Here is a 24,480-nt window from a genome sequence, read left to right as displayed (position 1 = left end):
TTTCAGCTAGACGGCAAAGAGGCTCTTTACCAAGTTCTCAAAAGAGCTTCTAAAAGTTTTAGATTTAATTATCAGCTCAAATCTTCAGCGGAAACTAAAAGCTTCCGCTTTCCACTTTCGGGTGCCTTAGTAGGTATTCAGTGTTCAGCGCCAATACCTTTTCAGGAAAATCGGTAAACACGCCGTCTACCCCCATTGCAGCTAAATGCCCCATATCCTCTTCATGATTTACGGTGTACACCCAGGTTTTTAGCCCTCGGGCACTGGCGTCATCGATAAGTCCTTGCCGCAAGAATCCAAGACAGGCATGGAGCGAGTAGGCGCCAAGTTGCTCACAGCAGGCGGCATAGTCTAACGGTACGCCAGCGAATAGTGCTCCGCGTTTAACTTCAGGCAAACGCTGGCTAAGCTTGTGTAGCTGAACATGGTCGAAGCTTGAGATTAGGTAGGACTCGTAGCTGCCTTGCTTATAGAGTACAAAGTCCTCTATCTGTTGGCTGACTGATTTCACACAACCGGGTCCTTTTAACTCGATATTGAGCAATGCTTTATCGGCAACCAGCTCCATGACCTCTAGCAGGGTCGGAATGTGCTCGCCACAAGATAGTGGTGTCTTCCTGAGCTCTTCTGGATCTTGTTGTACCAGTAACTCGCCATTAAAAGGCCCTGAGCTTAGCCTTCGGTCATGGAAGACCAGAAGCTCGCCCCGCACATTCCAAACATCGATCTCAATGGCATCCACTCCAAGCTCTAATGCTCGGCTTATGGCGCGTAGAGTGTTTTCGTAGCGTTGGGATCCGCCACGGTGTGCAATACAAAATAATGGCTTATCGAGTTCCATAAGCGCCTGCTGTCGCTGTTGAGGGTAGATGCCCATACTTTAATCGCCATCGGCCAATTTGTGAGCAGATTGTTAGCGGTAAGTGTGACATTTATATGTACAAGAGTAATAACCCGCTACACTTTTACCAATATTATTTATTTCTATGCTGCTCATTGTGCCGACTTAAAATAAGTGTAAGTAAGTGCATACATCTCCGCTTGTGGTTATTATATATGGCTCTGGCGAAACTTTTAGCCTGAAAAGCAGCGCTTGGCTAAATAATGGATTTGTCCATAAGCATTGATAGCCTGAGTGAGCTGGGTAGAATAGAGAATTCGATCTAAAGAAACGGGTGCACTGGATGTTGCAAGGCTTACGCAAGTTGAAAAATCTACTGATTGGCGCAGTGCTGTTGCCCCTTTCAGTGCTTGCTTTTCCGGCCTTTGCAGATGGCGAAACCGTTATTTTGGCGCCTGCTGCTGTGGTTTCTGGCTTTCGCGACTTTACCGCTGGCCGCCAGCTGGGCGATATTCGCGATTATCGTTTCAGTGCCGACTACACCCTGAAACATCAAGATCCCTTCATTAACCTAGAAGTCATCGAGTTGGTGCTTCTGGTGCAGGCTCTGCAGTTAGGTGGGGTAAAGGGCGAAATTAAGATTAAATCCGCCTCGAGCTTCAGCATCCTTTCTAAGGTAGAAAAAGGTGATGCGTTGCTGGGTGGCGTTTCTATTTGGCGTGAGCGAACCCAAAGCCGAGCGAAATCCCTGTGGGTGAGTGACCCGATTATTCGTCAAGGAGAATTCCATTTAGGCTTGTATAGCTGCGGTCGCCCTATGTCCATCATCGATCTGTCAGGTTTACAGCAGTTTAGACTGAGCTCACACGCTAATTGGCCAATGGTCACTGAATTGCTGCAATCTTTAGAGGTTGCAGATCTCTCTTTAAGCTCAGATTGGAATCAAATAGCTAAACAGTCTTGCAGTGGCGCGAGTGATTTAATTGCCGCACCCTTTACGGCATCAGCTGATAGGCCCTTACAGTACTTAGAAAAGTTTTTGAGTCCTGTGCCCGGTGTTAAGCTGAAGGTGAGTGGTACTCGCCACTTTATCATCAGTCGCTTGCATCCCAAGGGTAAGCGAACCTATTTTTCTCTCCAGCGAGGAATGCGTAAGCTGCGGGTTAAAGGTAATATTGCTCGGGCTCTAAGGCAGTCGGGTTTCTTACCTTCAACGACCGCAAACTGGGCCTTTCTCAACTAAAAATAAGAATAAAATCTCATGTCTGAAGCGACGACTTCTGTGCCGGCTCTTGCTTGGCTCAAGCGCAGTATGATTTGGCTTGCTCCAATACTGGCGGCATTACTGGGTGCTATGATGTGGCAGCAAGGCTGGCCTATCGATGCAAGTATGACCGCCGGGCTCACTCTGCTGTGTGCACTTTGGTGGATGTTCGAGCCCATCCCTATTCCTGCCACCTCGCTAATTCCTTTAGGACTATTTCCACTACTGGGGATTCTTACCCCCAAAGATGTCGCCCTGGCTTACGGTAGCCCCTTAATTATCTTGCTGATGGGCGGAGCAATGCTCTCTAAAGCGATGGAAAAAAGCGGCGCGCATCGACGTGTGGCGCTGGGGATGGTTGGTCTTTTTGGCGGAGGCAGTCAGCGGCGCTTAGTACTGGGTTTTATGGCAGCGTCAGCACTGTTATCGATGTGGATATCAAACACAGCAACCACTCTAATGTTGTTACCTGTAGCCTTGGCTGTGCTTGAAAAAAGCACAGATCGAAAGCTGATGATCGCCTTATTATTGGGCATTGCCTATGCAGCGAGTATTGGTGGTTTAGGAACCCCAATTGGAACACCTGCCAATGTTATTATGATGCAGGCCTATCAAGATGCTACCGGTGTTGAATTAAGCTTTGTCGATTGGATGCAGTGGTCTATTCCTGTGGTGATATTGCTGGTGCCCTTAGCCGGTTTTTGGCTGAGTCGTTCGCTCGGCAAAGACACTAGCATGCTTCAGTTGCCAGACCTTGGGCCATGGCGAAAAGCAGAGCGCAGAGTGTTGTTTGTTTTTGCCTTAACCGCAATCGCCTGGGTTACGCTAAAGGGACCTTCTGGTGGCTGGGGACAGTGGTTGCCTAACGCTAATTACGGCTCTGTCGCACTTTGTGCGGTCCTTGTTCTATTTATTTTGCCAGACGGTGAGGGTGAGCGTTTACTGGATTGGCAGAGCGCCAATCAAATTCACTGGGGCGTGCTACTGCTTTTCGCCGGAGGTATTGCAATCGCAAAGGCCTTCACCAGCACGGGCCTAAGCCAAGCTATTGGTGAAGCGCTCGCAGGCTTTAATCAGTTGCCAGTTTTACTGCTGCTAATTTTGCTGAGCTTTGGGGTGGCTTTTTTGACGGAAGTTACCAGTAATACGGCGACAGCCACTCTGCTGATGCCTATTTTGGCGGCGACAGCAATTGCAGCAGGCATGGAGCCAGCTTTAATAATGTTGCCCGCTGCCTTAGCCTCAAGTTGCGCCTTTATGTTGCCGGTAGCTACAGCGCCCAATGCAATCGTGTTTGGTACCGGTCAGGTCAAAATTGCCGATATGGTGAGCAATGGCTTTGCTATTAATCTGATTGCAGTATTAGTAATCAGTCTTAGTAGCTTTGCGCTATTGAGCTTAGGCGCATTCAATTAATCTCAAACTAAAGTTTAGGCGTCTAAAGCCGCTACTTTATCTACTGATTTATTCCTGATTCTGGGAAGTAGTAGGGGTGAGCGGATGCCAAAACAACTAGCGGCCGTCGATCTAATGCGGCGCTTTTACCAATTAGTGGTGAGCAAGCCTCATCGCGAATTGGTTTTGTGGTTGCTGAAAAATTGGTCGGATTTGCCCTATGTTTCTCGCGTTGTATTACTTACCAATGAATCTGGAGAGCATTGGGTGCGTGGCACCGGAGTAGGTGAAAACCTCACGGTGCTCAATACGGACCTAAGCAATTTTCGTCGAATTGCCTCCGAACAAGTCCATCATTGTTATAACTCCGCTGCCCCACAGTTTTATGCCGTAAGCGATCTTGCTAAGGACAAGAAGGGCTTTCTTGATTCAAGCCTGACTTTAGCCTGTGTGCCTATTGGTGAGGGGGATGAGCCAATAGGGCAGTTGTATCTGGAGCTAAATGTTGAAGCGGCTCAAGCTGAGCAGCTATTGCAGGAGCGACAGCAACTTCAGGTATTTTGCGGGCTTGTGTTACAGCATTTGATTGTAACCTGGCAGCATCAGCAGCAGCTCGAAAAAGCAAAAGTCGCCGAGCAAGCACTTTGGGCTAGCGAGGTCTATCTTCGATCCATTTTGGATCATTCGCCCGTGTTTATCTCGGTAGTAGATCTTGGCGGCAATGTTATCCTCAGTAGTGATCATCATCTGAATGATGAGCTTTCGCAGTCGGCCAGTACACGTTACAACGGCCATCATGTCTACGCTCTTTTTCCTGAAAAAATCGCCCAAGCCCTTTGGGCTGGAAAGCCCGAAAGCGAAGATGATGTAAATGCAGACTGGGAGTTTTCTTACTGCTCGGAAGATGATGGCGAACCCAAGTACTACTGGATTAATCGCTTTCCTTTGCTTGATCAGCAAGGAAAGTTGTTTGCGAGCTGCGCTATATGTACCGATATTACAGAGCGTAAACATTCCGAGCTTGCAATGCAGGAACAGCAAAAGCGCCTCAACTATCTGGCGTTTCATGATGAGCTCACGGGCCTTCCAAATCGCACATTATTTCATGAGCGCTTATTACATAGTTTGGCGAGGGCAAAGCGCAACCATACTCAAGTGGCTATTATGTTGCTTGATGTTGATCGTTTTAAATACATCAACGATAGCTTTGGACATGATGCTGGGGATGCCTTACTAAAGGTGATCGCTGAACGTTTAGTCTCTTGTGTGCGTGAAGTAGATACAGTAGCGCGATTAGGTGGTGATGAGTTCGTCTTGGTGATTGAAGATATACAGCATCAAAGCGATGTGGCCTTGGTGACTGAAAAAATACTAAATATTAGTACTGAGCCTTTTGAATTAAGAGGTTACGAGATTACCAGTACCCTGAGTATTGGCGTGAGTGTTTTTCCTGCTGATGGTGAAGATAGTGAATCCTTGCTTAAGCATGCCGATGTGGCGATGTACCGAGCGAAGGACGACGGTAAGAATACTTATCGTTTATTTGATCATTCCATGAATGAGCAGGCAGTGCAGTCTTTGTTGCGTGAAAATGAACTCCGTAAAGCCATTAAAAATAATCAATTAAAGCTCTTATATCAGCCTAAAATTGATCTTCACAATACCGACGTGATAGGCGTTGAAGCTCTAGTTCGCTGGGATCTTGGTGATGGTAGTTTTATGTCTCCAGCAGATTTTATCCCCCTTGCAGAAGAGACGGGATTGATTGTGCCGCTGGGTGAGTGGGTGTTAGATGAAGCCTGCAGGCAGCAGCGCGCTTGGCTGGATAGCGGCCTAAATATTGGCTCTGTTGCGGTGAATCTGTCGCCCAGGCAATTCCTGCAAGGTGAGTTTTCAGATTTCATTAAGTCGGTCTTGGATAAACACTCGCTACCGCCAGCTAGCTTGGAGCTGGAAATCACGGAAACATCTGCGATGGAAAATGCAGAGCAATCTGTTTTAATGTTGAAGCGTTTGCACGCAATGGGTGTCGCTTTAGCCATGGATGACTTTGGTACAGGTTATTCTTCACTGGCCTATTTAAAGCGGTTTCCCATTGATACTTTAAAAATTGACAGAAGCTTTATTCGTGACATCTACCAAGATAAAAATGATGCCGCCATCGCCAAATCAATTATCGATCTTGGGCACAATATGGGCTTGAAGGTGGTAGCAGAAGGTATCGAAACCAGTGATCAGAAATTCTGGTTGAAAAAACAGGGTTGTGATTATGCCCAGGGTTTTTACTTCTCTAAACCGATTTCAGCCCAAGAGATTGAAGAAAGCCTGTTTTCGATTAAGCGTAAACTTGAGCTGGTGGCCAACAATAATATTGGTCTAGGTATTTAGCTGGGCGCTGTTTGTTGTTTGCTAGACTATTTTCTCGCTTTTAAAATCACAAACTTGCTGTTGCTTTTTACCAGCTTGTGACCACCGAAAATTTTATCTAAGTCCTTGTGATAGCCTAAGTGTCTATTGGCTATTACCCACAATTCTCCCCCAGGCTTTAGAACTTTTTTGCTTTGCAGAAACATTTGTTTGGCGATATGGCCGGATATACTGTGTTGCTGATGGAATGGGGGGTTGTTTAACACTAAATCGGCGCTGCTTTCATCTGCACCATCTAGACAATTGCTTAAGTGAAAAGAAAGGCGATCACTATTTAGATTGTTGTGCTGGACGTTCAGCTTTGCGCTGGCAATGGCTGCCTGAGATTCATCGTAGAAATCAATGTTAGCTTCGGGGTGTAATTGTGCGGCGCGTATCCCCAGCAGCCCATTGCCACAGCCTAAATCGACTATGTTCTTATAATTGTGATTCTCTGGGAAGTTCTCTAGCAAAAAGGCTGTGCCAATATCCAGCTTTTGTTGAGAAAAGACAGCTGCATGATTGAATACTTCAAGTTGGTATTGCTTGAGCTGATAGGACTTTGGATAAGGCGAGTCCATATGGTCAAGCTGTTCTGCTTTGGCAAACAGTAAGCGTGCTTTCTTTTGGGCTAAAGAGGTGTGGCTGCTACCAATGAGCTTTTCAAATAGCTTAATGCTCTGGCTGTGTAAGTTTTTGCTCATTGCGCAGGCGATGATGCGAGTATCTTTATGGATACAATCGCGCAGGCGGTATAGCTGGTCTTCCAGTTGGGCATGACTTTTAGGAAGCTTTATTAACACCCAATCAAACTTTTGCTTTGGCCATTCTTGAGCATCGTCCCAGCTTATAAAAGTTTCACTAAGCTGATTAAGCGTCAAGTTTTGTTTGCAGGCTTGTTGGCTGATAAAGGAATCGCTAATCCAGTGGGGTTTAACATCCGCCAGCACTGTAGATATTGCCCCAAAACTATCGTTGATGATTAGCACCCTGTGTTCGCTTTGAATCTTTCCTTGAACTTCTTGCAGGATAAACTCATCGGCCGCATCCCAAGCCCTAAGAGGGTCGTTTTTTCTGGCGGGAAAGCGTTTTAATGTCCAGCTTTTATCCAAAAGATGGAATTGGGTCTCTGCAGCTTGTGGCATGGCGATGGACTAACTTAAAGGCTAAGGGATAGCCGTTGTAAACTTGGGTGGATGCTGTTCTGGCCGCATAAGCATAGGCATAAATCCATAAGCTCACTCCAGGCGTCGGCTTTGCGCATACCTTTGGCTGCCTTGTCGATGCCGTTAGCTTTTCGCAGCAGCAGTTCCAGCTGGGCTTTGTTTAAACGTCTTAGTGCGCCGGCAACGAGCGGTTTACGTTTGTCCCAAACGCCGGCGCTCTTGGCAGCCCAATCAAAATTTTGGCCCTGGTCTTGAGCGTGCGCTATTTGGTTTAGGCTACGAATCTCGCGTGCCAGTGCCCAAAGCACAGGGATGGCATCTGTGCCTTCGCTTTTCAAACCTTGTAGTGTTCGAGTGCAGGCTTGGGCATCACCCATTAAAGCTTTGTCAGCAAGATCAAAAATATCGTAGCGTGCACTATTGGCGACCACGCTATTCATTAGTTCGCTGCTGATGTGGTGGTCTTCAGCAAGTAGTTTGAGCTTTTCAATTTCTTGAGCGGCCGCCAATAAATTGCCTTCAACTCTAGCACACAAGATTTCAATAGCTTGAGGGTCTGCCGATAGATTTGCTTGTTGTAAGCGCTGCTTTATCCAGTGGGGTAGCTGAGCTGCCTTGATGGGCCAGACTTGAACGCTGTGGCCAAGTTTCTCAATAGCCTTGAACCATTTTCCTCGCTGCTGCCCTTGATCCAGCTTGCCGCTGTGAATTAACAGGATGTTATCGTCATTAGCATTATCGCAATATTGCTGTAGAGCCTTGCTGCCTTCTGTGCCGGGCTTTCCGCCAGGCATGTTTAGCTCGATAATTTTCTTTTCTGCAAAAAGTGACATAGCGTTAGCGCTATCGAGCAAAAGATTCCAGTCAAAGCTGCGATCAACATGTAGAACTTCGCGTTCGCTATAGCCTTGCTTGCGCGCCGCGGATCGAACCTCGTCAGCCATTTCCTGGGCCAGTAGAGGTTCTTCGCCGCTGATGATGTAAACCGGTTTAAGTTCTTTTTTTAAACTGGTTTGTAGTTGTTCGGCGCGCAGCTTTGCCATATTTAAGCTTCGTTCTGCTGGCTGATTAAGGCGAGGCGGCGCAGAATTTGCTGTACGATCTCATTACGCATTTCACGGCGCAATTGACGCTCTTCTTGATCCTTGCCGAGTGTGTTGTTTGGATCGTAGGCGTAGCTTCGAATTGTGCTTGCTCTGGCTGAGTCAAGATAAGGCTTATCGCCTTCTTTGTACTTCATTTGAGAGATCTGATAAGCAACTTGCATATTCAACTCGTACTCGGCTGCCAAGATTTGGCTGCCTACTGATGCGGTTCTGCGATCGAAGCGCATCTTTTCCAAGTTGAGTCTGTAGTCGGGATCTGAGTCGCTCAGAGTGATGTTGTTGCGTAACAGCGCACTCTTCAAATCTCGTAGCAACTCATCGTCACTTGAGCTGACCTGTAGGGAGCCAATGTCAGCCGCGAGATCAACATGCCCGCGCAGTTGCCAGCCGCAAGCAGTTAGCAGGGTGATGATGCTTACAACTAGCGCTGAACGCATGAAAAGTCTCATTATTATCATTCCTTACAATGCTATTTAACGGCAAAGGTAACCAGTTTATTGGGGATCACTTTGCACATTTTGATTTCTTTATCAGCTAAGAACTTCGCCACATTACTATCGGCCTTGGCTGTTTCGATTATGCTTTCTTCAGTAGCGTCAGCGGCTACGGTAATTTTGCTGCGGATTTTGCCGTTTACCTGAACCACCAGCATGATGTTAGATTGTACTAAAGCACTTTCATCGGCGGTTGGCCACTGGGCATCAATCACATCTTCGCCATTGCCCAAAGCAGCCCATAAATGCTGTGAAATATGAGGGGTGACAGGCGCTAACAGCAGAGCTGCTGTTTCTAAGGCTTCACGCTCCACGGCTAGATTTTCAGGTGTTGAACGATCGGCCTGACGACCTACTTCATTCATCATTTCCATGACAGCGGCGATAGCGGTATTAAAAGTCTGACGACGGCCATAGTCATCGCTGACTTTCTTAATGGTGCTGTGTACTTTGTGACGCAAAGCTTCTTGCTGATCATTCAAACCGCTGCTTGAAATTTGTCCTGGCTCACCCGCTTGTAGATGACTATAAACCGTTTTCCATAGGCGGCGTAAGAAGCGGCTAGCGCCTTCTACACCTGCATCGCTCCATTCTAGAGTCTGCTCCGGTGGCGCAGCGAACATGGTAAACAAACGAACTGTATCGGCGCCGTATTGATCAACGGCTGTTTGCGGGTCGATACCATTGTTTTTAGATTTCGACATTTTAGTCATGCCGCCAGCAATAAGCGCTTGGCCCTCGGCTGATTTAGCGGCGATCACTTTGCCCTTATCGTCTTTTTCTAAATCTACCTCGGCAGGGTTAAACCAAGTTTTGCTGCCGTCGTCGTTTTGCTGGTAGAAAGAGTCGGCCAATACCATGCCCTGGCAAAGCAAACGCTTAAAGGGTTCGTCAGAATTTACTAAGCCTTCGTCGCGCATTAATTTGTGGAAGAAACGAGCGTACAATAAATGCAGAATTGCGTGCTCAATACCACCAACATACTGATCGACCGGCAGCCAATAGTCTGCTTTTGCAGGGTCAAGCATGGCGTCATCTAAGTTGGCGCAGGTATAGCGAGCGTAGTACCAAGAAGATTCCATAAAGGTATCGAAGGTGTCAGTCTCGTGCTCAACGGCTTGACCGTTGTGTTCGGCTTTGCGCCACTCGGCGTCAGCTTTAATTGGGCTCTGTACGCCATCCATCTGCACATCTTCCGGTAGTAATACCGGAAGCTTTTCTAATGGCACAGGGATCTCGCCACCTTCAGGCAGATTGAACATTGGGATAGGTGCGCCCCAATAGCGTTGACGAGAAACGCCCCAGTCGCGTAGGCGGAAATTGGTTTTTAAGCTGCCCTTGCCTAAGGTGATTAATTTCTCAGCGGTCGCATCAAAAGCGGCTTGGAAATCTAAACCGTCTAGCTCTGGAAAATGCTCGCTAGAATTGATGGTTTCAGTGTCGCCTTTGCGCCCATACCACTCCTGCCACTCGCTGCTGTCAAAGGCTGAGTCATCGGCTAGCTTGCTGGCAATCACCTGTTTGATGGGTAGCTGATAGCTGTTGGCGAAAGCAAAGTCACGTTCATCGTGGGCAGGTACGGCCATGACAGCACCTGAGCCATAATCCATCAATACATAGTTGGCCACCCAGATGGCGACTTCTTCACCGCTAATCGGGTGAATCGCTTTCAAGCCGGTATCCAAGCCTTTCTTTTCCATGGTGGCCATATCGGCTTCAGCCACAGAGTTGCTCTTACACTCTTTTATGAAGTCAGCAAGTTCGGCGTTTGTCTCAGCTAATGCAAGGCTGATTGGATGCTCGGCGGCGATGCTCACATAGGTTACACCCATTACGGTATCGGGGCGGGTAGTGTAAACATCGATTTCGCAAAGGCCGGCAATTTCGTTGGCCAAAGCAAAGTTCATCTCAACGCCGGTGCTTTTGCCAATCCAGTTGCGCTGCATGGTTTTCACTTGCTCAGGCCAATCTGGAAGCTGATCTAAGCTGCTGAGAAGCTCTTCGGCATAGTCGGTGATTTTGATAAACCACTGAGGGATTTCTTTACGCTCAACTAAAGCACCTGAGCGCCAGCCTCGGCCATCCACAACTTGCTCGTTAGCAAGTACGGTTTGGTCGACTGGGTCCCAGTTAACGGTGGCCATTTTCTTGTAGACCAAGCCTTTCTCGTATAAGCGTGTAAAGAACCACTGCTCCCACTTATAGTAGTCATCACGACAGGTCGCTAGCTCACGAGACCAGTCAAAGCCGAAACCTAGGGATTTAAGTTGCCCCTTCATGTACTCGATGTTGCTGTAGGTCCACTTGGCTGGAGCGGTTTTGTTTTGAATAGCCGCGTTTTCAGCCGGCAGGCCGAAAGCATCCCAACCCATTGGGTGCAGGACGTTCTTGCCTTGCATACGCTGGTAGCGAGAGATTACATCGGTAATGGTGTAGTTGCGCACATGGCCCATGTGCAGCTTGCCACTAGGGTAAGGGAACATCGCCAGGCAGTAGAATTTGTCTTTGCTTGGATCTTCAGTAACTTCAAAGCTGCGTTTGGCATCCCAATGTTTCTGGGCATGCTGTTCGATGTTTTGTGGCAGGTATTGCTCTTCCATATCTCTCTATCAACCGGGGTGGCAAAAAGGTCAGATTATACTGCCCTAGGCCCCCGGCTGTCAGGTGATTTGCTTGAGCTTTATAGCTGGAAAGGGCTATTTCTTCTTGTCTTTCTTCTGGTACAAGCTTTCTTCGCCTTCTGGGCGAGTTTTAAAGCGGCGATGCATCCAGAGATACTCTGCGGGGTGCTTGCGCACATGGGCCTCAACTGTGGCGCTAAATCGCTCGATATCAGCGTGAATATCTTCGCTAGGAAAATTCTCCATGGGGCTGATTTCGACCTCATAACCCTTGGCTGTGCGATAGCCGCAAGTAAATACAACTCTGGCATTAGCCGCTGTAGCTAGGGTGCTTGGAGTGGTAACCGTGGCGGTTTGAATACCGAAAAACGGCACAAATATACTACTCTTCCGACCTAGGTCATGATCAGCCGCAATAAGCCCGGTGTGGCCTTCGCGCATATATTCGACAAATCTACTTACACGCTTATTGGAAACCAGCTCTAAGTTGTAACGATTCCTTCCTTTTTGCGCCACATACTCCCAGAATGGGTTGTTATGTACGCGGAACAGTATTTTCATGCTGTGCTCAAGGGCTAGAGGGCCATAGGCAGGCTCTAAACAGCTGTTATGCATTGCTAGAGCGAGAATTGCTTCATCGTCTTGTTTTTGGAGGTACTCCAGGCCGATGATGTTGTGCATCTTCCGAATACGGGAGAGGCGACCAAACCAAATTAGGCCAGACTCCCATAGTGCCATTCCTGCATTGGCAAAGCTTTGCTTGGCTATGTTTTCTCGCTCGGCTTCACTCTTTTCAGGAAAACATAGCTCTAGGTTGCGAAGTGTCACTCGACGTCTGCTTTTGGCAACGCTATAAACCAGTTTGCCAGTAGCGCTACCCAAGCCACGAATCGCTGGAAGTGGCAAGCGCCCGACTAGCCATAATATGGCGAACCAAAGCCAAAGTGGCCAAAACTTGGGGTGTAAAAAGTACCCGCGAAATTGGTCTAGATTTTCGTGTCGACGCGACATGTAGTGTTACCAGTGATTAAAAACTGGGATGGTACCCCAGACGCCTTCCATTGTGGAGCGGCGCACACGGGGATTAGGTCACTCTATTCGGGTAAATAGGCTGCTAGCAGCAGCCACCTGAAGGACTTTGTATTGAGCCTGTTTCTTGATCGTAAGGCAAACTTGTGCCGCAGCCCTCGAAAATACCAAAGTGAGTATCCCAGTTACCGTAAAACTCAAAGTGCTTGGCAAAGCGGCTTTCATTGAGCATTCGGTAAGTGTTACCGCAGACTGGGAACAAACGACCTTTATCGATATGGTGGTGCTTATCTAAACTGAAGGCTTGCTCTTGTCCTTCAACGCCGCCTAGGTATTTAACGGCCTGACCGTAATCTTCGCAAAAAGGCTCCAAGCCGCTAATTTTAAACAATCGATAAGTAGCAGAGTAAAAACCAATATGGCCGATGCGCTCTACTACAGAGTCATTGTTGAGCCCAAGAGGGCGATCTTCGACCAGTCGTGGGTCGGCAAAGCCGCAGGCCTTGGCGAGATTGTGAAAATCGTTCCAGTATAAAGCTCCGCTTAAGCATTCGCCGTATAGCTCTGGGTCTGTGCGCAATGTATCGGGTACGCGGCGATCGCTATAAACATCCGAAAAATACATCTCGCCGCCTTCTTTCAATAGGCTGTGGCAATGTTTCAATACGGCTTCTTTATCTTGGCAGAGATTAATGACGCAGTTAGAAATAATTAAGTCGAAACTGCCAGGCTCAAGATTGAGCTCATCCAGTTGCTCCAGATAGCCTTTGTGGAATTCAACATTGCTTTTTGAATAGCCGAAGGCATCAGCATGGTAATCCCGGTGTCGCTCTGCAATAGCGAGTTGTTCGTCGGTCATGTCGACACCTGCAATATGACCTTGTTCGCCGACCATCGCTGACAGTGTGTAAACGTCCATTCCAGAGCCAGAGCCTAGATCCAGAATTTTAAGCCCCTCAATAGATTGGGGAATAATAAGACCGCAGCCATAATAATGACCTGATACCTCAGGGTGAATCTTATTTTGTATATCCCTAATGTTTTGCGGCGGGGCCTCTAGGGTACAGCAAGCATCGGTTTTCAAATCTTCGCTACCTGCTAATGTCTTGCCGTAATATTCTTTAACGTCTTCGCGCATCGTTGCCAGCCTATCCAAAAATACAATATTGGCAGGCACCATAGCGGTAGTACTTGCCCTGTGCAAGACGCTGCTACTATGATTTGTCTAATTGTTTGTTCACAAAATTATCACCGCCACGCTTAAGGTTTGTTATGAGCTTTGAATTCGACCGCATTATTGATCGCGATCCTAAATACTCCTTTAAATGGAACCGTTATAAGGGGCGCGACATCATCCCTTGCTGGGTGGCTGACATGGACTTTGCGGCGCCCGAATCTGTACGCTCAGCGATTAGCGAGTTCAATCAGCAAGGTGTACTGGGCTATTTAAAGCCGGAAGAGTATGACGAGGGCCGTCAAGCCATCGTGGATTGGCTCGAATATCGCCATGGTTGTCGGATTCCTGAAGAATGGATTGTCTGGATGCCAGGCGTAGTACCTGGTTTTAACATAGCTTGTCGAGCTTACTCGGAGCCGGGCGATAGCCTAATTGTACAGACTCCAAACTACCCACCTATTTTACAGGCACATAAGAACCACCAGTTGGAAAATTTAGCGGTTCCGGTCCTGCAGACGGGTAGCGGCGCTGAGCTGGATTTTGATCTTATCGAAAAATATGCCGCGCGCAGTCGCAGTAAAATAATGATTCTTTGTAATCCCATGAACCCAAACGGCAAAGTGCTTAGCTTAGATAGTTTGCAGAACCTAGGAGATATATGTGACAAGCATGGGTTGATATTAGTCAGTGATGAGATTCATTGCGATCTGATTCTAGAGCCCGGAGTTAAACACAGCCCGGCATTTAGCCTTGAGTCATTGCAGCAGCGTTCGGTAACTTTGATGTCTGCAGCGAAGACATTCAATATTGCGGGCTTAGGTGTATCGTTTGGGGTTATTCCTGATGCTGCGTTGCGGCGTCGTTTTGCGAAAGCGGCCAATGGGCTGGCTCCTTGGGCAAATGTACTGGGTCTATTGGCAACTACCGCAGCTTTTAATGGTGGGCGTCAATGGCATGCAGAATTATTAGACTATTTACGTCGCAACAGGGCCATATTAAAAGCAACAATCGATAGCACCTCAGGGCTTGAGATGCATAGTGGTGAGGCTACTTTTTTAGCTTGGATCGATGCTCGAGGCCTTGGGCATGCAGACCCGCAGCTATGGTTTGAGCAGAAAGGGATTGGCCCATCTCCAGGTGCAGACTTTGGTGCGGATGGCTTTGCCAGGGTTAACTTCGGCTGTTCAATCAATCAATTGCAACAAATCACTGATCGCTTGTAGGGGTTTCTTGCTTCGTTTCTAAATCAGACCTAAATTCTCATTGGTATATATCACCTATGGCTTTTCGGTATGGGTGATATGGCAGATAAAAGTATTAGTTCCTTTCGTCAATTTGATTCTTTGGGCTTGGGCTATAGGCCCATTTAACTTTCCTTTTCGTAGCTTTGTATGGTTTTTCGCTGGGGCTACTTGAACCTATTCGGGCTCTTAATATGATTCGATTGTTAGTGTGATGCGCGTCACATTTGCGATCGTTTTTAAGCTAAGGGTTTGCTCTCTTTTAAGCCCGTTTTAAAGAGTAGTTTTCAAGGGATGAAATATTTTCGAGTGGTGATTCTGTAGTGGTTACCGTTTGACTCCCCTCTTTAAGCAATGCTCTGGTCTCTCTATTTGTCAATGTCGCGCAATCTCTATTACTAGGGACACCTAGCCAAATTCAATTGGCCCGTTGTATGGGCAATGAATTCTTGCAGTTTTAAGCATGGCCATCGGCATTCGGGCGCGCATAACCGTTTATCAATAGGCTTTGCTTCGGGGAAACAAGCGCGCACATGCGCGGCGGTTGTTGCCTATGCTGAATTGAATAGGCACAAGATTAATCATCATCGAAAATTTTCAGGAAGCTGTCATGGTTGACTTATCAGTTGGAATTAATGCCCAAAACCTTTCATCAGCTGGCGTAGTTGTTGCCGTACAGGGAGTTGTGAACAATATAGCAAATGGCGAAGTCATGCAGGCGGGTATGGCCGTAAATCTCGGGGATGCCGTCAAAACGGCTAGAGATGCCAGTATTGTGATCCGCTTTCTTGAAGGTGGGGCGCTTGCAGTGGGCGCTAACCAGTCAGCATTAATAGATGAAGAGTTAATTGAGCGCCTGCAATCCTTCGAAGAGCCCTCTGATACTGAGGAAGATGTAGAGTTTGCCAGTCTAATTGAAGCTCTGGAGCGCGGAGAGAGTATTGAAGATTTGCTTCCTGCAACGGCTGCGGGTGGTGAGGGTGCTGGTGGTAGCTCCCTTGGAAGCGGAGTGCGCTTTGAATACACCGGTGGGCAGGTGCTGCCTCAAGCAGGCTTTGGTTCGGGGGCAGGCATTGGCGGTGCTACGTCTCTGAGTGATGGAACCGGAGCTGATGACGGTAGTGGTGTTCCTGCGCCAGGCGAGCTGTCGCTTACGGTAGTTCAGGATGCCAATGGAGATGGCTTCATTAATATCGCTGAAAATGATAGCCAGGTAACCGTTTCGATTGCTTTGCCAGATGGCTTACTGCCAGGTTCAACAATTGTTGTTAATGGTGTGGTGGTGGGGCTTACCCAAGCTGACATTGAAGCTGGTAATGTAACTGTTAATTTGCCTTTGCCAGAAGATGGTGAAACTCTAGAAATTTCTGCAACACCATTTAACCCTGCTGGTGTCTCAGGCGAAACATCAACTACCTCTATCACGGTTGATATCAGTCCGCCGCTGCTAACAGTTGATCCATTAGCTCCTACTAACGATACCACACCAACTATCACTGGGACCGGCGAGCCAGGAAATCAGGTCACTATCACTGACCCGAGCGGTAAGGTGATTGGAACTACAACGGTTGATCCAGAAGGAAAGTGGGAAATTACCCCGACAGATCCGATTGAAGAGCCTGGTACGGACGTAACGGTTAGTACCGTAGATCCTGCTGGTAATGAAACCACTGAAGAAGAAAATATTGTTATTGATACAACTCCACCGGGTGGCGGCACTGAAAAACCGACAGTGTCAATTCCTGAGGCAGAAAGCGGAGTTAACAAAGAAGAGTTTGAGAATGGTATTCAAGTAATTGTCGGCTTGCCATCAGGTACAGGGCCTGGTGATGAGGTAGTTGTTACGGTTACTTTGCCAAGTGGTGAAAAGGTTGATGTTAAGGCCGTTGTTGAGCCTGGTGAAGAAGGTTCTAAAGAAGTAACTATTCCTGTAAATGTCTTACCTTCGCCTCCTGATGGTGAGTATGTTGTGCAAGTTACGGTGGTTGACCCTGCAGGGAATGTAAGTTTGCCCAGTGACCCAGTTGATATTGTTATTGATACGATTGCTCCTGGCGAGGGCGGTGAAATTACGGCGCCGATTGTCACGATCCCTGAAGCGGAAGATAACGTCGATGAAGAAGAGCTTGAAGATGGGGTGCAGGTACAAATAGTTCTTCCTAGCGGCACGGAACCTGGAGACAAAGTTACCGTTAAGGTGACTTTGCCTGGCGGAGGAACAGAGGAAATAGAATATATCGTTGGCCCTGAAGACGGCGGAAGCGTTGAGGTGACTATTCCGACAAGTATTTTGCCTGAGCCTCCTGGGGGTGAATACCAAGTCGTTGTTGATGTAACCGATAAAGCTGGTAATACCAGCGAACCGAGTACTCCAGAGCCTTTTGTTATTGATTTAGTTGATGAAACTCCACCGCCACAACCAAGTATTTCTTTTGTTGAAGACTCTAATAAAGATGGCTACTTCAATTTTGATGAGTCTACAGCGAATGTTGATGGTGAAATTGATGTGGTTGTCACGCTTGACCCTAACACTCCAGTGGGAAGCACATTAACAATAACAATTGATGGTGCAGAGACCTCTGTACCCGTAACTCAGCAATTACTGAACGAAGGCCAATTCACCATTACCGTTCCTCAACCAAATGATGGTTCAGTATTGTCGGTTGTGGCTAAGGTAACGAGTGAAGCGAATGTTGATAGCCCAAATGCTGAGGGTAGTCTAATTGTCGATGTGACAGACTTCAAAGGGGCTAATCCTGGGCTGAGTGTTGAACTCAGTACCGATGATAATGACGATGGTACGATCAGCTCTACAGAATTGCTGAACTCAAGCAGAGCTGGTGGTGTTGATGTGCTTATCAATCTACCGGCTGGAGCAAAAGCTGGCGATAAATTAATTGTAGATGTTACTGGCCAATCTCCTCGAGAGATTATTGTTTCTGATACAGATATTAGTAATGGAACCGTACAGTTCTCTGTTGACGCTTTAGGGCATGGACAAACACTAGAAGTGGAAGCGCAGATTTTTGATGCCGCGGGTAATGTAAGTGATGCGGCTAGTGATTCTGCCACAATGAATTTACAGCCGGTGCGCTCTCCTGCGATTGTTTTTGTAGATGATACTAGTGGCGATGGTGAGGTAAACAAAGAGGAAGTTGGCGCGAAGACAGAGTTAACGGTTGATATTATTTTGCCAACCGGAGTTGAGCCGGGGGATAAATTAATAGTTGTTGTTGATGGTAGTGAAAGAGAGATACCAATTACCCAGCAAATTATTGATGAGAAAAAAGTCTCTATTACTGTGCCAACGCCGGATGATGGCGAAACAGTTAATGTAAAGGCTAAGGTTGAAGATAAAACTGGTGAGTCAGGCCCCGAAAGCGAAAAAGAAGTTGAAATGAAAGTGCCTGACTTAAGCTCAGGCTTGTCTGTCTCAATTTTAGAAGATGCTGATGATGATGGAGAGCTTAGTGCTGCGGAGTTAAACGGGGCGAGCGAAATAACAGTAGAGGTGAACTTACCGGATGGTGCCAAAGAGGGTGACACCTTAATTTTAGAAGTAAACAATGTTCCACGAACCATCACCATCACAGGCGCGCATGTGCAAAGCGGCTCTATTGAGGTGTTAACTGCAGCACCTTCTGCAAATCAGACAATTCAGGTTAAAGCCGAAGTATTTGATGCTGATGGCAATTCATCTGAGCCGGCGACGGACAGTGTTAGCATGGCAGCCAACACAGTAACTGGTGCGCCAAGTGTAAACTTTAGCGATGACCTTGATGGGAATGGTTTCCTGAATGCCGCAGAGGCAGCGGGCTTAGCGAATTTGAGCATACAGTTCGATTTGCCTGCGGGTCTAAACGATGGCGATAAGTTGGTTTATCAGCTAAATGGTGGCGCGCCCATCACGTTGAATATTAGTCAGGCTGATATTGATACAGGTTTTATAACGACAAACAGTCTTGTTCCACAAAGCGGCACAACAGTTTCTATCAGCTCCCATGTAGAGCAAGCCGGAGTGGCGGGTCCGATAGGTCAGGGAGAGCTTGTAATTGATACCTCTGATTTAAGTGCGCTGAGCGTTGAGATCATTGAGGACGCCAACAATGACGGCTTTATTAATACCGCAGAGCGACAAGGCGCGCTAGATGTAAAAATCGATTTGCCTGCCGATGCAGCAGTTGGTGATAGATTGGTTTTAATCAGTAACTCGAGCGCCCCTCGCGCCTATACCTTAACCGCAGAGCAGGTAGCAGCTGGGGAGTTGTTGGTTTCTTATGATATGCCTACAGATGGTGCGACTTTTGAAATTAAGGCGACCTTAACAGATACCGCTGGAAATACTTCCGGAGAAGTTAGCGATAGTGCACAAATTGATATTAGTGGTTTGGATGCGCCAATTATTACGTTTGTTGATGATAATAACCCAGGGGATGGCCTGCTAAATACAGGGGAGTTGACAGGTAAGTCTAGCGTAGCTGTTGAAATCAGCTTGCCAGTCGGTACTCAGCTTGATGATGTTTTGGTTTACAGCGTAGACGGTGGGCCAGAGCAAACCGTTGTAATCACACAATCTCATATCGATGCTGGTTTGGTTTCAATTAGCCTTCCAGCTCCGCAAGATGGCTCAAGCATTGAGGTAAGTGCGTCGGTACGAGATAAAGCAGGTAACGAGGGGCAGCAGGGCGAAGCGAGTGTTAAGGTAGATTTAAGTGATCTAAACACTGGCTTAAGCGTTAGCATTTTAGAAGATGCTGATAATAATGGCGTTATTAGTATAGCGGAACAAGATGGTGCGGTTGATGTTCGTATTGAGCTACCAGTAGGTGCTCAAGTAGGCGATAGTTTAAGAGTTGAAGCTGCGGCAAATACTCCAACCCTTATTACAATTACTGCTGACCATCTAAGCAATGGTTATGTCGACATCTCCTTAAACTCTGTTAGTCAAGGTAACGACTTCGTAGTTAGCGCTTCCATCAGTGATGCAGCTGGTAACAACTCCGACCCCGTCTCTGCAAGTGCGCTTGTTGAGGGTAAGGCGCAAGTTAAACCTGGTATTCGTGTAGTTGAAGATGAGAATAACGATGGCAAAATTGTTGCCAAAGAACTGAATGGCGATGTAGATGTAGAGGTAACACTGCCTGCAACCGTTCAGCTTGGTGATAATGTTGTATTAAAAACAAATACAGGCCAAGAACTGTCCCAAGTTATCACCCAAGCCGATATAGATCGCGGGTCTATACTATTTCAAGTAGATCCAGTAGCTGATGGTGAAACTTTAAGCCTTGAAGCCTTTATCGAAAACTCAGACGGCGAGGCAGGAGAGTCGGCGACAGAATCTGTAGACTTTGTAACATCTTCAAGCTCGGTGCCCCTTATTACTTCCATCTATGATGATGTGGCTCCGATCGTTGGTAAGATGGCCAGCGGCGCCATCAGTAATGATCCAAAGCCACAACTGCAAGGTTTAGGTGAAAGAGGCGATGTCATCAATGTTTATCTTGATGGTGTTGTGATAGGCAAGACAGATGTTCGAGATGACGGGTCTTGGGTCTTTGATGTGCCAAACGAATTGGCAGAAGATGATTATATCTTCACGGTTAGTAGCACCAATAGTGATGGCAATGAGAGCGCACAAAGTGCGTCATTTGATTACACCGTAGATCTTACAGCACCGACTGCGGTTATCAACTTTGTTGGTATTGATGATGTTGGTCCGGTTACCGGGCCAATTTCGGATGGCGATACCATCGACGATAGTGTGCCGACTTTTAGTGGTCGCGCGGAGCCCGGGACAACGATCAATGTTTATGACAATGGCAAGTTGATCGCAAGCGGCATCGAAGTTGGGCCTACAGGAAACTGGTCCTTTGAACCGAGTCCTGCGTTAGCTAATGGCGGTCATGCTATCAGCGTAACTTCAGTAGATAAGGCGGGCAATGAATCTGCCCCTGTTGGTTCGCTACGCTTTACTATTGATACTGCAACTCCAGGCTCGCCAAGTATCGTAAGTGTTATTGATGATGTGCCCGACGTACCTGGTGGTGAAAATGAAACCATCGCTCATGAAGGAATAACTAACGATAACTTGCCAACAATAACCGGTACAGGCCCTGTCGGCGCTACTATTACCGTTTACAACAAAGATCCAAACAAAGGCGGAAGCAAAATTGGTGAAGCCATTGTTGATGGTGAGGGCAAGTGGACCTTCACTCCAGCTGCGGGTGAAGAACTGGCCGATGGCAAATACGAATTTTATGCTGACGCCAGCATTGCTGGTGGACCAGCTAGTGATGTTACCGGTCCTTATACCATCACCGTAGATACGGTTTCCCCTGACAAACCAGGAACCGATTCACTAAAAGCTGAAGATGATATTGGAGCTGTAACTGGCCCAATTAATAACGGTGAAACCACGGATGATTCTAAGCCGCGTTTGCACGGCAAAGTGGATGAGCCTAATGGCAAGGTTGTTATTACCATAGACCCAGGTACCGACAATGAACGTGTTGTTACTGTCGATGTCGATGAAGAAGGAAACTGGGAATACACTCCAGAACCGCCTTTAGTTGATGGTCCTCATTCTGTTCAAATTGCGGTAATCGACGAAGCTGGTAATGGTCCAGGCGATCCAAGTGATCCGCTTACATTCACTGTTGATACGAGCGATATCACTGTATCAATTGATAAGGCGGTTGATGATGTACCGGGCCTAGGGGAAGCTCCGGGTACAACAAGCGACATCAACGATGGTGGTTTAACTAACGACCTTAGGCCATTAATTGTCGGTAGTGCAAAAGTCGGTGCAGAAGTTACTTTAGAGGTAAATGGTAAAACTTATGGGCCAGTTACCGCTGATGGCGATGGCATTTGGAAAATCCAAATTACCGATGATCTTCCTGAAGGTGCTGTTGAACTTACCGCGACAGCCAAAGACGCTGCCGGTAACGATGTTAATGATACCTTTACGCTGAATATTGATGTTACCGCCAGCCCTGCTCCGATTATTAATGATGCTGACGATAATGTGGGTAAGGTACAAGGCAAATTAAACAGTGGCGATCACACTGATGACAATACTCCAAAAATTAATGGTACGGGTACGCCTGGTGAAACCATTCGTATCTATAAAGATGGCGGTGTTGTTGATGAGGTTAAAGTTAAAGATGATGGCAGTTGGACTTATACGCCAACTGATGCATTGCCAGAGGGTGAGCATGCTTATACGGCGACCAGCGTAGACCCGGCTGGTAACGAGTCGCAGCCAAGTGATCCTTTTGTTCTGACAATTGATCGTACTAATCCTGATGCTGTTGAAAACTTTAAAGGTTTCGATGATGTTGGCTCAGTAACTGGAGAGATCATCAACGACAGTACTATTGATGATGCGGTACCTGAGTTTACTGGTGAAGTTGCTTCCGCTGAATTTGACGCAGGTTCAACCGTAACTGTCATTATTAGGGATGACAGTGGCCAAATAGTTCAGCTTATTGAGGGAGTAAGCCTTAACGCTGGAGCGAATGTTGGTGATCCGGCTACTTGGACGGCTTCTCCTAGTCCGGCGCTAGGTAATGGTTCGTTTACCGTTACCGCCAAGGTCGTTGATAAAGCAGGTAATGAGTCTGATGAAAGCAACGGTTTAAATTTTGATATTAATACTGCGTCGCCAGGCTCTCCAAGTATTGTTCGCGTTCTTGATGATGTTGGCAATGAAGATGGGCGTACGGAAACAATTTCTCCGGATGGCGTGAGTAATGACAATCGGCCTACTGTAGAAGGCACTGGTCCAATCGGTGCCACCATTACTATCTACGACAAAGACCCGAGCAAAGGCGGAAGCAAAATTGGTGAAGCCATTGTTGATGGTGAGGGTAAGTGGACCTTCACTCCAGCTGCGGGTGAAGAGCTGGTCGATGGAAAATACGAATTTTATGCTGATGCAAGCATTGCTGGCGGACCTGCCAGTGAGGTTACCGGTCCTTATACCATCACTGTTGATACGACAGCCCCTGACAAGCCAGGAACCGATTCACTAAAAGCTGAAGATGATATTGGAGCTGTAACTGGCCCAATTAATAACGGTGAAACCACGGATGATTCTAAGCCGCGTTTGCACGGTAAAGTGGATGAGCCAAATGGCAAAGTCGTCATTACAATAGATGCTGGCACGGACAATGAACGTGTTGTTACTGTTGATGTCGATGAAGAAGGAAACTGGGAATACACTCCAGAACCGCCTTTAGTTGATGGTCCTCATTCTGTTCAAATTGCGGTAATCGACGAAGCTGGTAATGGTCCAAGCGACCCAAGTGACCCGCTTACATTCACTGTTGATACGAGCGATATCACCGTATCAATTGATAAAGCGGTTGATGATGTTCCGAGTCCAGGGGAAGCACCGGGTACAACAAACGACATCAACGATGGTGGTTTAACTAACGACGTTAGGCCATTAATTGTCGGTAGTGCAAAGGTCGGTGCAGAAGTTACTTTAGAGGTAAATGGTAAAACTTATGGGCCAGTCACCGCTGATGGTGATGGCATTTGGAAAATCCAAATTACCGATGATCTTCCTGAAGGTGCTGTTGAGTTTACCGCGACAGCTATAGACGCTGCCGGTAACGATGTTAATGATACCTTTACGCTGAATATTGATGTTACCGCCAGCCCTGCTCCGATTATTAATGATGCCGACGATAATGTGGGTAAGGTACAAGGCAAATTAAACAGTGGCGATCACACTGACGACAATACACCAAAAATTAATGGCACAGGTACGCCTGGCGAAACCATTCGTATCTATAAAGATGGTGATGTTGTCGATGAGGTTAAAGTTAAAGATGATGGCAGTTGGACTTATACGCCAACTGATGCATTGCCAGAGGGTGAGCATGCTTATACGGCGACCAGCGTAGACCCAGCTGGTAACGAGTCGCAGCCAAGTGATCCTTTTGTTTTAACGATAGACCGCACGAATCCAGAAGACATGCTCAGCTTTATCGGCACGGATGATGTGGGCTTGGTACAAGGGACTATTGTAAACAACTCGACAATAGATGACGCCACGCCTACTTTTAGCGGAACTGTAGAAAGTGCAGAGTTCGAAGCAGGAGCTACTGTAACAGTAATTATTCGCGACGAAAGCGGTAACCTCGTTCAAGTTATTGAAAACGTTAGCTTGAACGCTGGCGTGAATGCGGGGGATCCTGCAACTTGGGAGGTAAACCCAAGCCCTGCACTTACTAGTGGTAACTATAGTGTGTCTGCCAAAGTTGTGGACAAGGCAGGTAATGAATCTAGTGAAACAGCGCCTCTAGCCTTTGAACTGGATACCAGTACGCCAGGTGCGCCAAGTATTGTGAGTGTGATTGATGATGTGCCTGCCGTAGCCGGTGGTCCAGATGAAACCATCGCTCATGAAGGCATCACTAATGATGATCGCCCAACCATTACTGGTACCGGTCCTAAAAATGCCACCATCCGTATTTACGATGGTGATCCGGCTAACGGTGGTACTAAGTTATTCGAAACCACCAGTGATGGTCAGGGTAACTGGAGCTACACACCAACCGCTGCAGAAGCACTTGATGATCGTGGGTACGACTTCTATGCCGATGCCAAAGCGGCCAATGGTCAAGAGAGTCCAGTAACGGGTCCTTACATGATTACCGTGGACACTGTAGCGCCGGAGAAACCGGATCTTGGAAACGGCACCTTAAGCGCAACCGATGATCAAGGTC

At 47.3% G+C, this 24,480-nt stretch carries 12 protein-coding genes; 5 read left to right on the top strand and 7 right to left on the bottom strand.

Annotation, left to right across the window (positions count from 1 at the left end; genetic code table 11):
* Window positions 1-94 precede the first annotated feature (94 nt).
* Window positions 95-877, bottom strand: coding sequence for a glycerophosphodiester phosphodiesterase (locus tag Q1A08_RS19910; protein WP_299776158.1), 783 nt, complete (start codon window positions 875-877; stop codon window positions 95-97).
* Between the two features lie 307 nt (window positions 878-1,184).
* Here Q1A08_RS19910 and Q1A08_RS19905 point away from each other — a divergent pair, with 307 nt between their 5' ends.
* The 3 genes from Q1A08_RS19905 (at window position 1,185) to Q1A08_RS19895 (ending at window position 5,888) form a co-directional block, all read left to right on the top strand.
* Window positions 1,185-2,084: a hypothetical protein gene (locus tag Q1A08_RS19905; protein WP_299776157.1), complete on the top strand. Its 900-nt coding sequence runs from the start codon at window positions 1,185-1,187 to the stop codon at window positions 2,082-2,084.
* A gap of 18 nt (window positions 2,085-2,102) precedes the next feature.
* Window positions 2,103-3,521: an SLC13 family permease gene (locus tag Q1A08_RS19900; RefSeq protein ID WP_299776156.1), complete on the top strand. Its 1,419-nt coding sequence runs from the start codon at window positions 2,103-2,105 to the stop codon at window positions 3,519-3,521.
* An 84-nt stretch (window positions 3,522-3,605) separates the two neighbouring features.
* Window positions 3,606-5,888, top strand: coding sequence for a bifunctional diguanylate cyclase/phosphodiesterase (locus Q1A08_RS19895; protein WP_299776155.1), 2,283 nt, complete (start codon window positions 3,606-3,608; stop codon window positions 5,886-5,888).
* 26 nt (window positions 5,889-5,914) lie between these two features.
* Here the strand turns inward: Q1A08_RS19895 and Q1A08_RS19890 are convergent, their stop codons facing one another.
* The 6 genes from Q1A08_RS19890 to Q1A08_RS19865 all read right to left on the bottom strand — a co-directional run bounded on the left by Q1A08_RS19890 (window position 5,915) and on the right by Q1A08_RS19865 (window position 13,460).
* Window positions 5,915-7,051: a methyltransferase gene (locus Q1A08_RS19890; protein WP_299776154.1), complete on the bottom strand. Its 1,137-nt coding sequence runs from the start codon at window positions 7,049-7,051 to the stop codon at window positions 5,915-5,917.
* Between the two features lie 14 nt (window positions 7,052-7,065).
* On the bottom strand, window positions 7,066-8,115 hold the full coding sequence (gene holA / locus Q1A08_RS19885; protein ID WP_299776153.1) for a DNA polymerase III subunit delta: 1,050 nt from the start codon (window positions 8,113-8,115) through the stop codon (window positions 7,066-7,068).
* 2 nt (window positions 8,116-8,117) lie between these two features.
* Window positions 8,118-8,627, bottom strand: a complete 510-nt coding sequence (lptE, locus tag Q1A08_RS19880; RefSeq protein ID WP_299776152.1) for an LPS assembly lipoprotein LptE — start codon at window positions 8,625-8,627, stop codon at window positions 8,118-8,120.
* Between the two features lie 20 nt (window positions 8,628-8,647).
* The gene (gene leuS / locus Q1A08_RS19875; protein ID WP_299776151.1) at window positions 8,648-11,272 is read right to left on the bottom strand and encodes a leucine--tRNA ligase; all 2,625 of its coding nucleotides are present in this window, start codon (window positions 11,270-11,272) and stop codon (window positions 8,648-8,650) included.
* A gap of 96 nt (window positions 11,273-11,368) precedes the next feature.
* The gene (locus Q1A08_RS19870; RefSeq protein ID WP_299776150.1) at window positions 11,369-12,304 is read right to left on the bottom strand and encodes a lipid A biosynthesis lauroyl acyltransferase; all 936 of its coding nucleotides are present in this window, start codon (window positions 12,302-12,304) and stop codon (window positions 11,369-11,371) included.
* Between the two features lie 103 nt (window positions 12,305-12,407).
* Window positions 12,408-13,460 (bottom strand): methyltransferase domain-containing protein, encoded by a 1,053-nt coding sequence (locus Q1A08_RS19865; RefSeq protein ID WP_299776149.1) that lies wholly within the window; start codon window positions 13,458-13,460, stop codon window positions 12,408-12,410.
* A gap of 134 nt (window positions 13,461-13,594) precedes the next feature.
* Between Q1A08_RS19865 and Q1A08_RS19860 the strand changes: the two genes are divergently transcribed.
* Together Q1A08_RS19860 and Q1A08_RS19855 are read left to right on the top strand one after the other, a co-directional pair.
* A complete protein-coding gene (locus Q1A08_RS19860) occupies window positions 13,595-14,722 on the top strand; it encodes a PatB family C-S lyase (RefSeq protein WP_299776148.1) in 1,128 nt (375 codons plus the stop codon).
* Between the two features lie 628 nt (window positions 14,723-15,350).
* The coding region (locus Q1A08_RS19855; protein ID WP_299776147.1) for a retention module-containing protein at window positions 15,351-24,480 on the top strand (9,130 nt) is incomplete at its 3' end.

This window comes from uncultured Pseudoteredinibacter sp., assembly GCF_947500695.1.
Classification (GTDB): Bacteria; Pseudomonadota; Gammaproteobacteria; order Pseudomonadales; family Cellvibrionaceae; genus Pseudoteredinibacter.
This window is presented reverse-complemented; position numbering and strand designations above follow the sequence as displayed.

Bases quoted from the DNA above. Each gene is read 5' to 3' on its own strand.
- Q1A08_RS19910 (WP_299776158.1), bottom strand. From the start codon at position 877: ATGGGCATCTACCCTCAACAGCGACAGCAGGCGCTTATGGAACTCGAT.
- Q1A08_RS19905 (WP_299776157.1), top strand. From the start codon at position 1,185: ATGTTGCAAGGCTTACGCAAGTTGAAAAATCTACTGATTGGCGCAGTG.
- Q1A08_RS19900 (WP_299776156.1), top strand. From the start codon at position 2,103: ATGTCTGAAGCGACGACTTCTGTGCCGGCTCTTGCTTGGCTCAAGCGC.
- Q1A08_RS19895 (WP_299776155.1), top strand. From the start codon at position 3,606: ATGCCAAAACAACTAGCGGCCGTCGATCTAATGCGGCGCTTTTACCAA.
- Q1A08_RS19890 (WP_299776154.1), bottom strand. From the start codon at position 7,051: ATGCCACAAGCTGCAGAGACCCAATTCCATCTTTTGGATAAAAGCTGG.
- holA (WP_299776153.1), bottom strand. From the start codon at position 8,115: ATGGCAAAGCTGCGCGCCGAACAACTACAAACCAGTTTAAAAAAAGAA.
- lptE (WP_299776152.1), bottom strand. From the start codon at position 8,627: ATGAGACTTTTCATGCGTTCAGCGCTAGTTGTAAGCATCATCACCCTG.
- leuS (WP_299776151.1), bottom strand. From the start codon at position 11,272: ATGGAAGAGCAATACCTGCCACAAAACATCGAACAGCATGCCCAGAAA.
- Q1A08_RS19870 (WP_299776150.1), bottom strand. From the start codon at position 12,304: ATGTCGCGTCGACACGAAAATCTAGACCAATTTCGCGGGTACTTTTTA.
- Q1A08_RS19865 (WP_299776149.1), bottom strand. From the start codon at position 13,460: ATGCGCGAAGACGTTAAAGAATATTACGGCAAGACATTAGCAGGTAGC.
- Q1A08_RS19860 (WP_299776148.1), top strand. From the start codon at position 13,595: ATGAGCTTTGAATTCGACCGCATTATTGATCGCGATCCTAAATACTCC.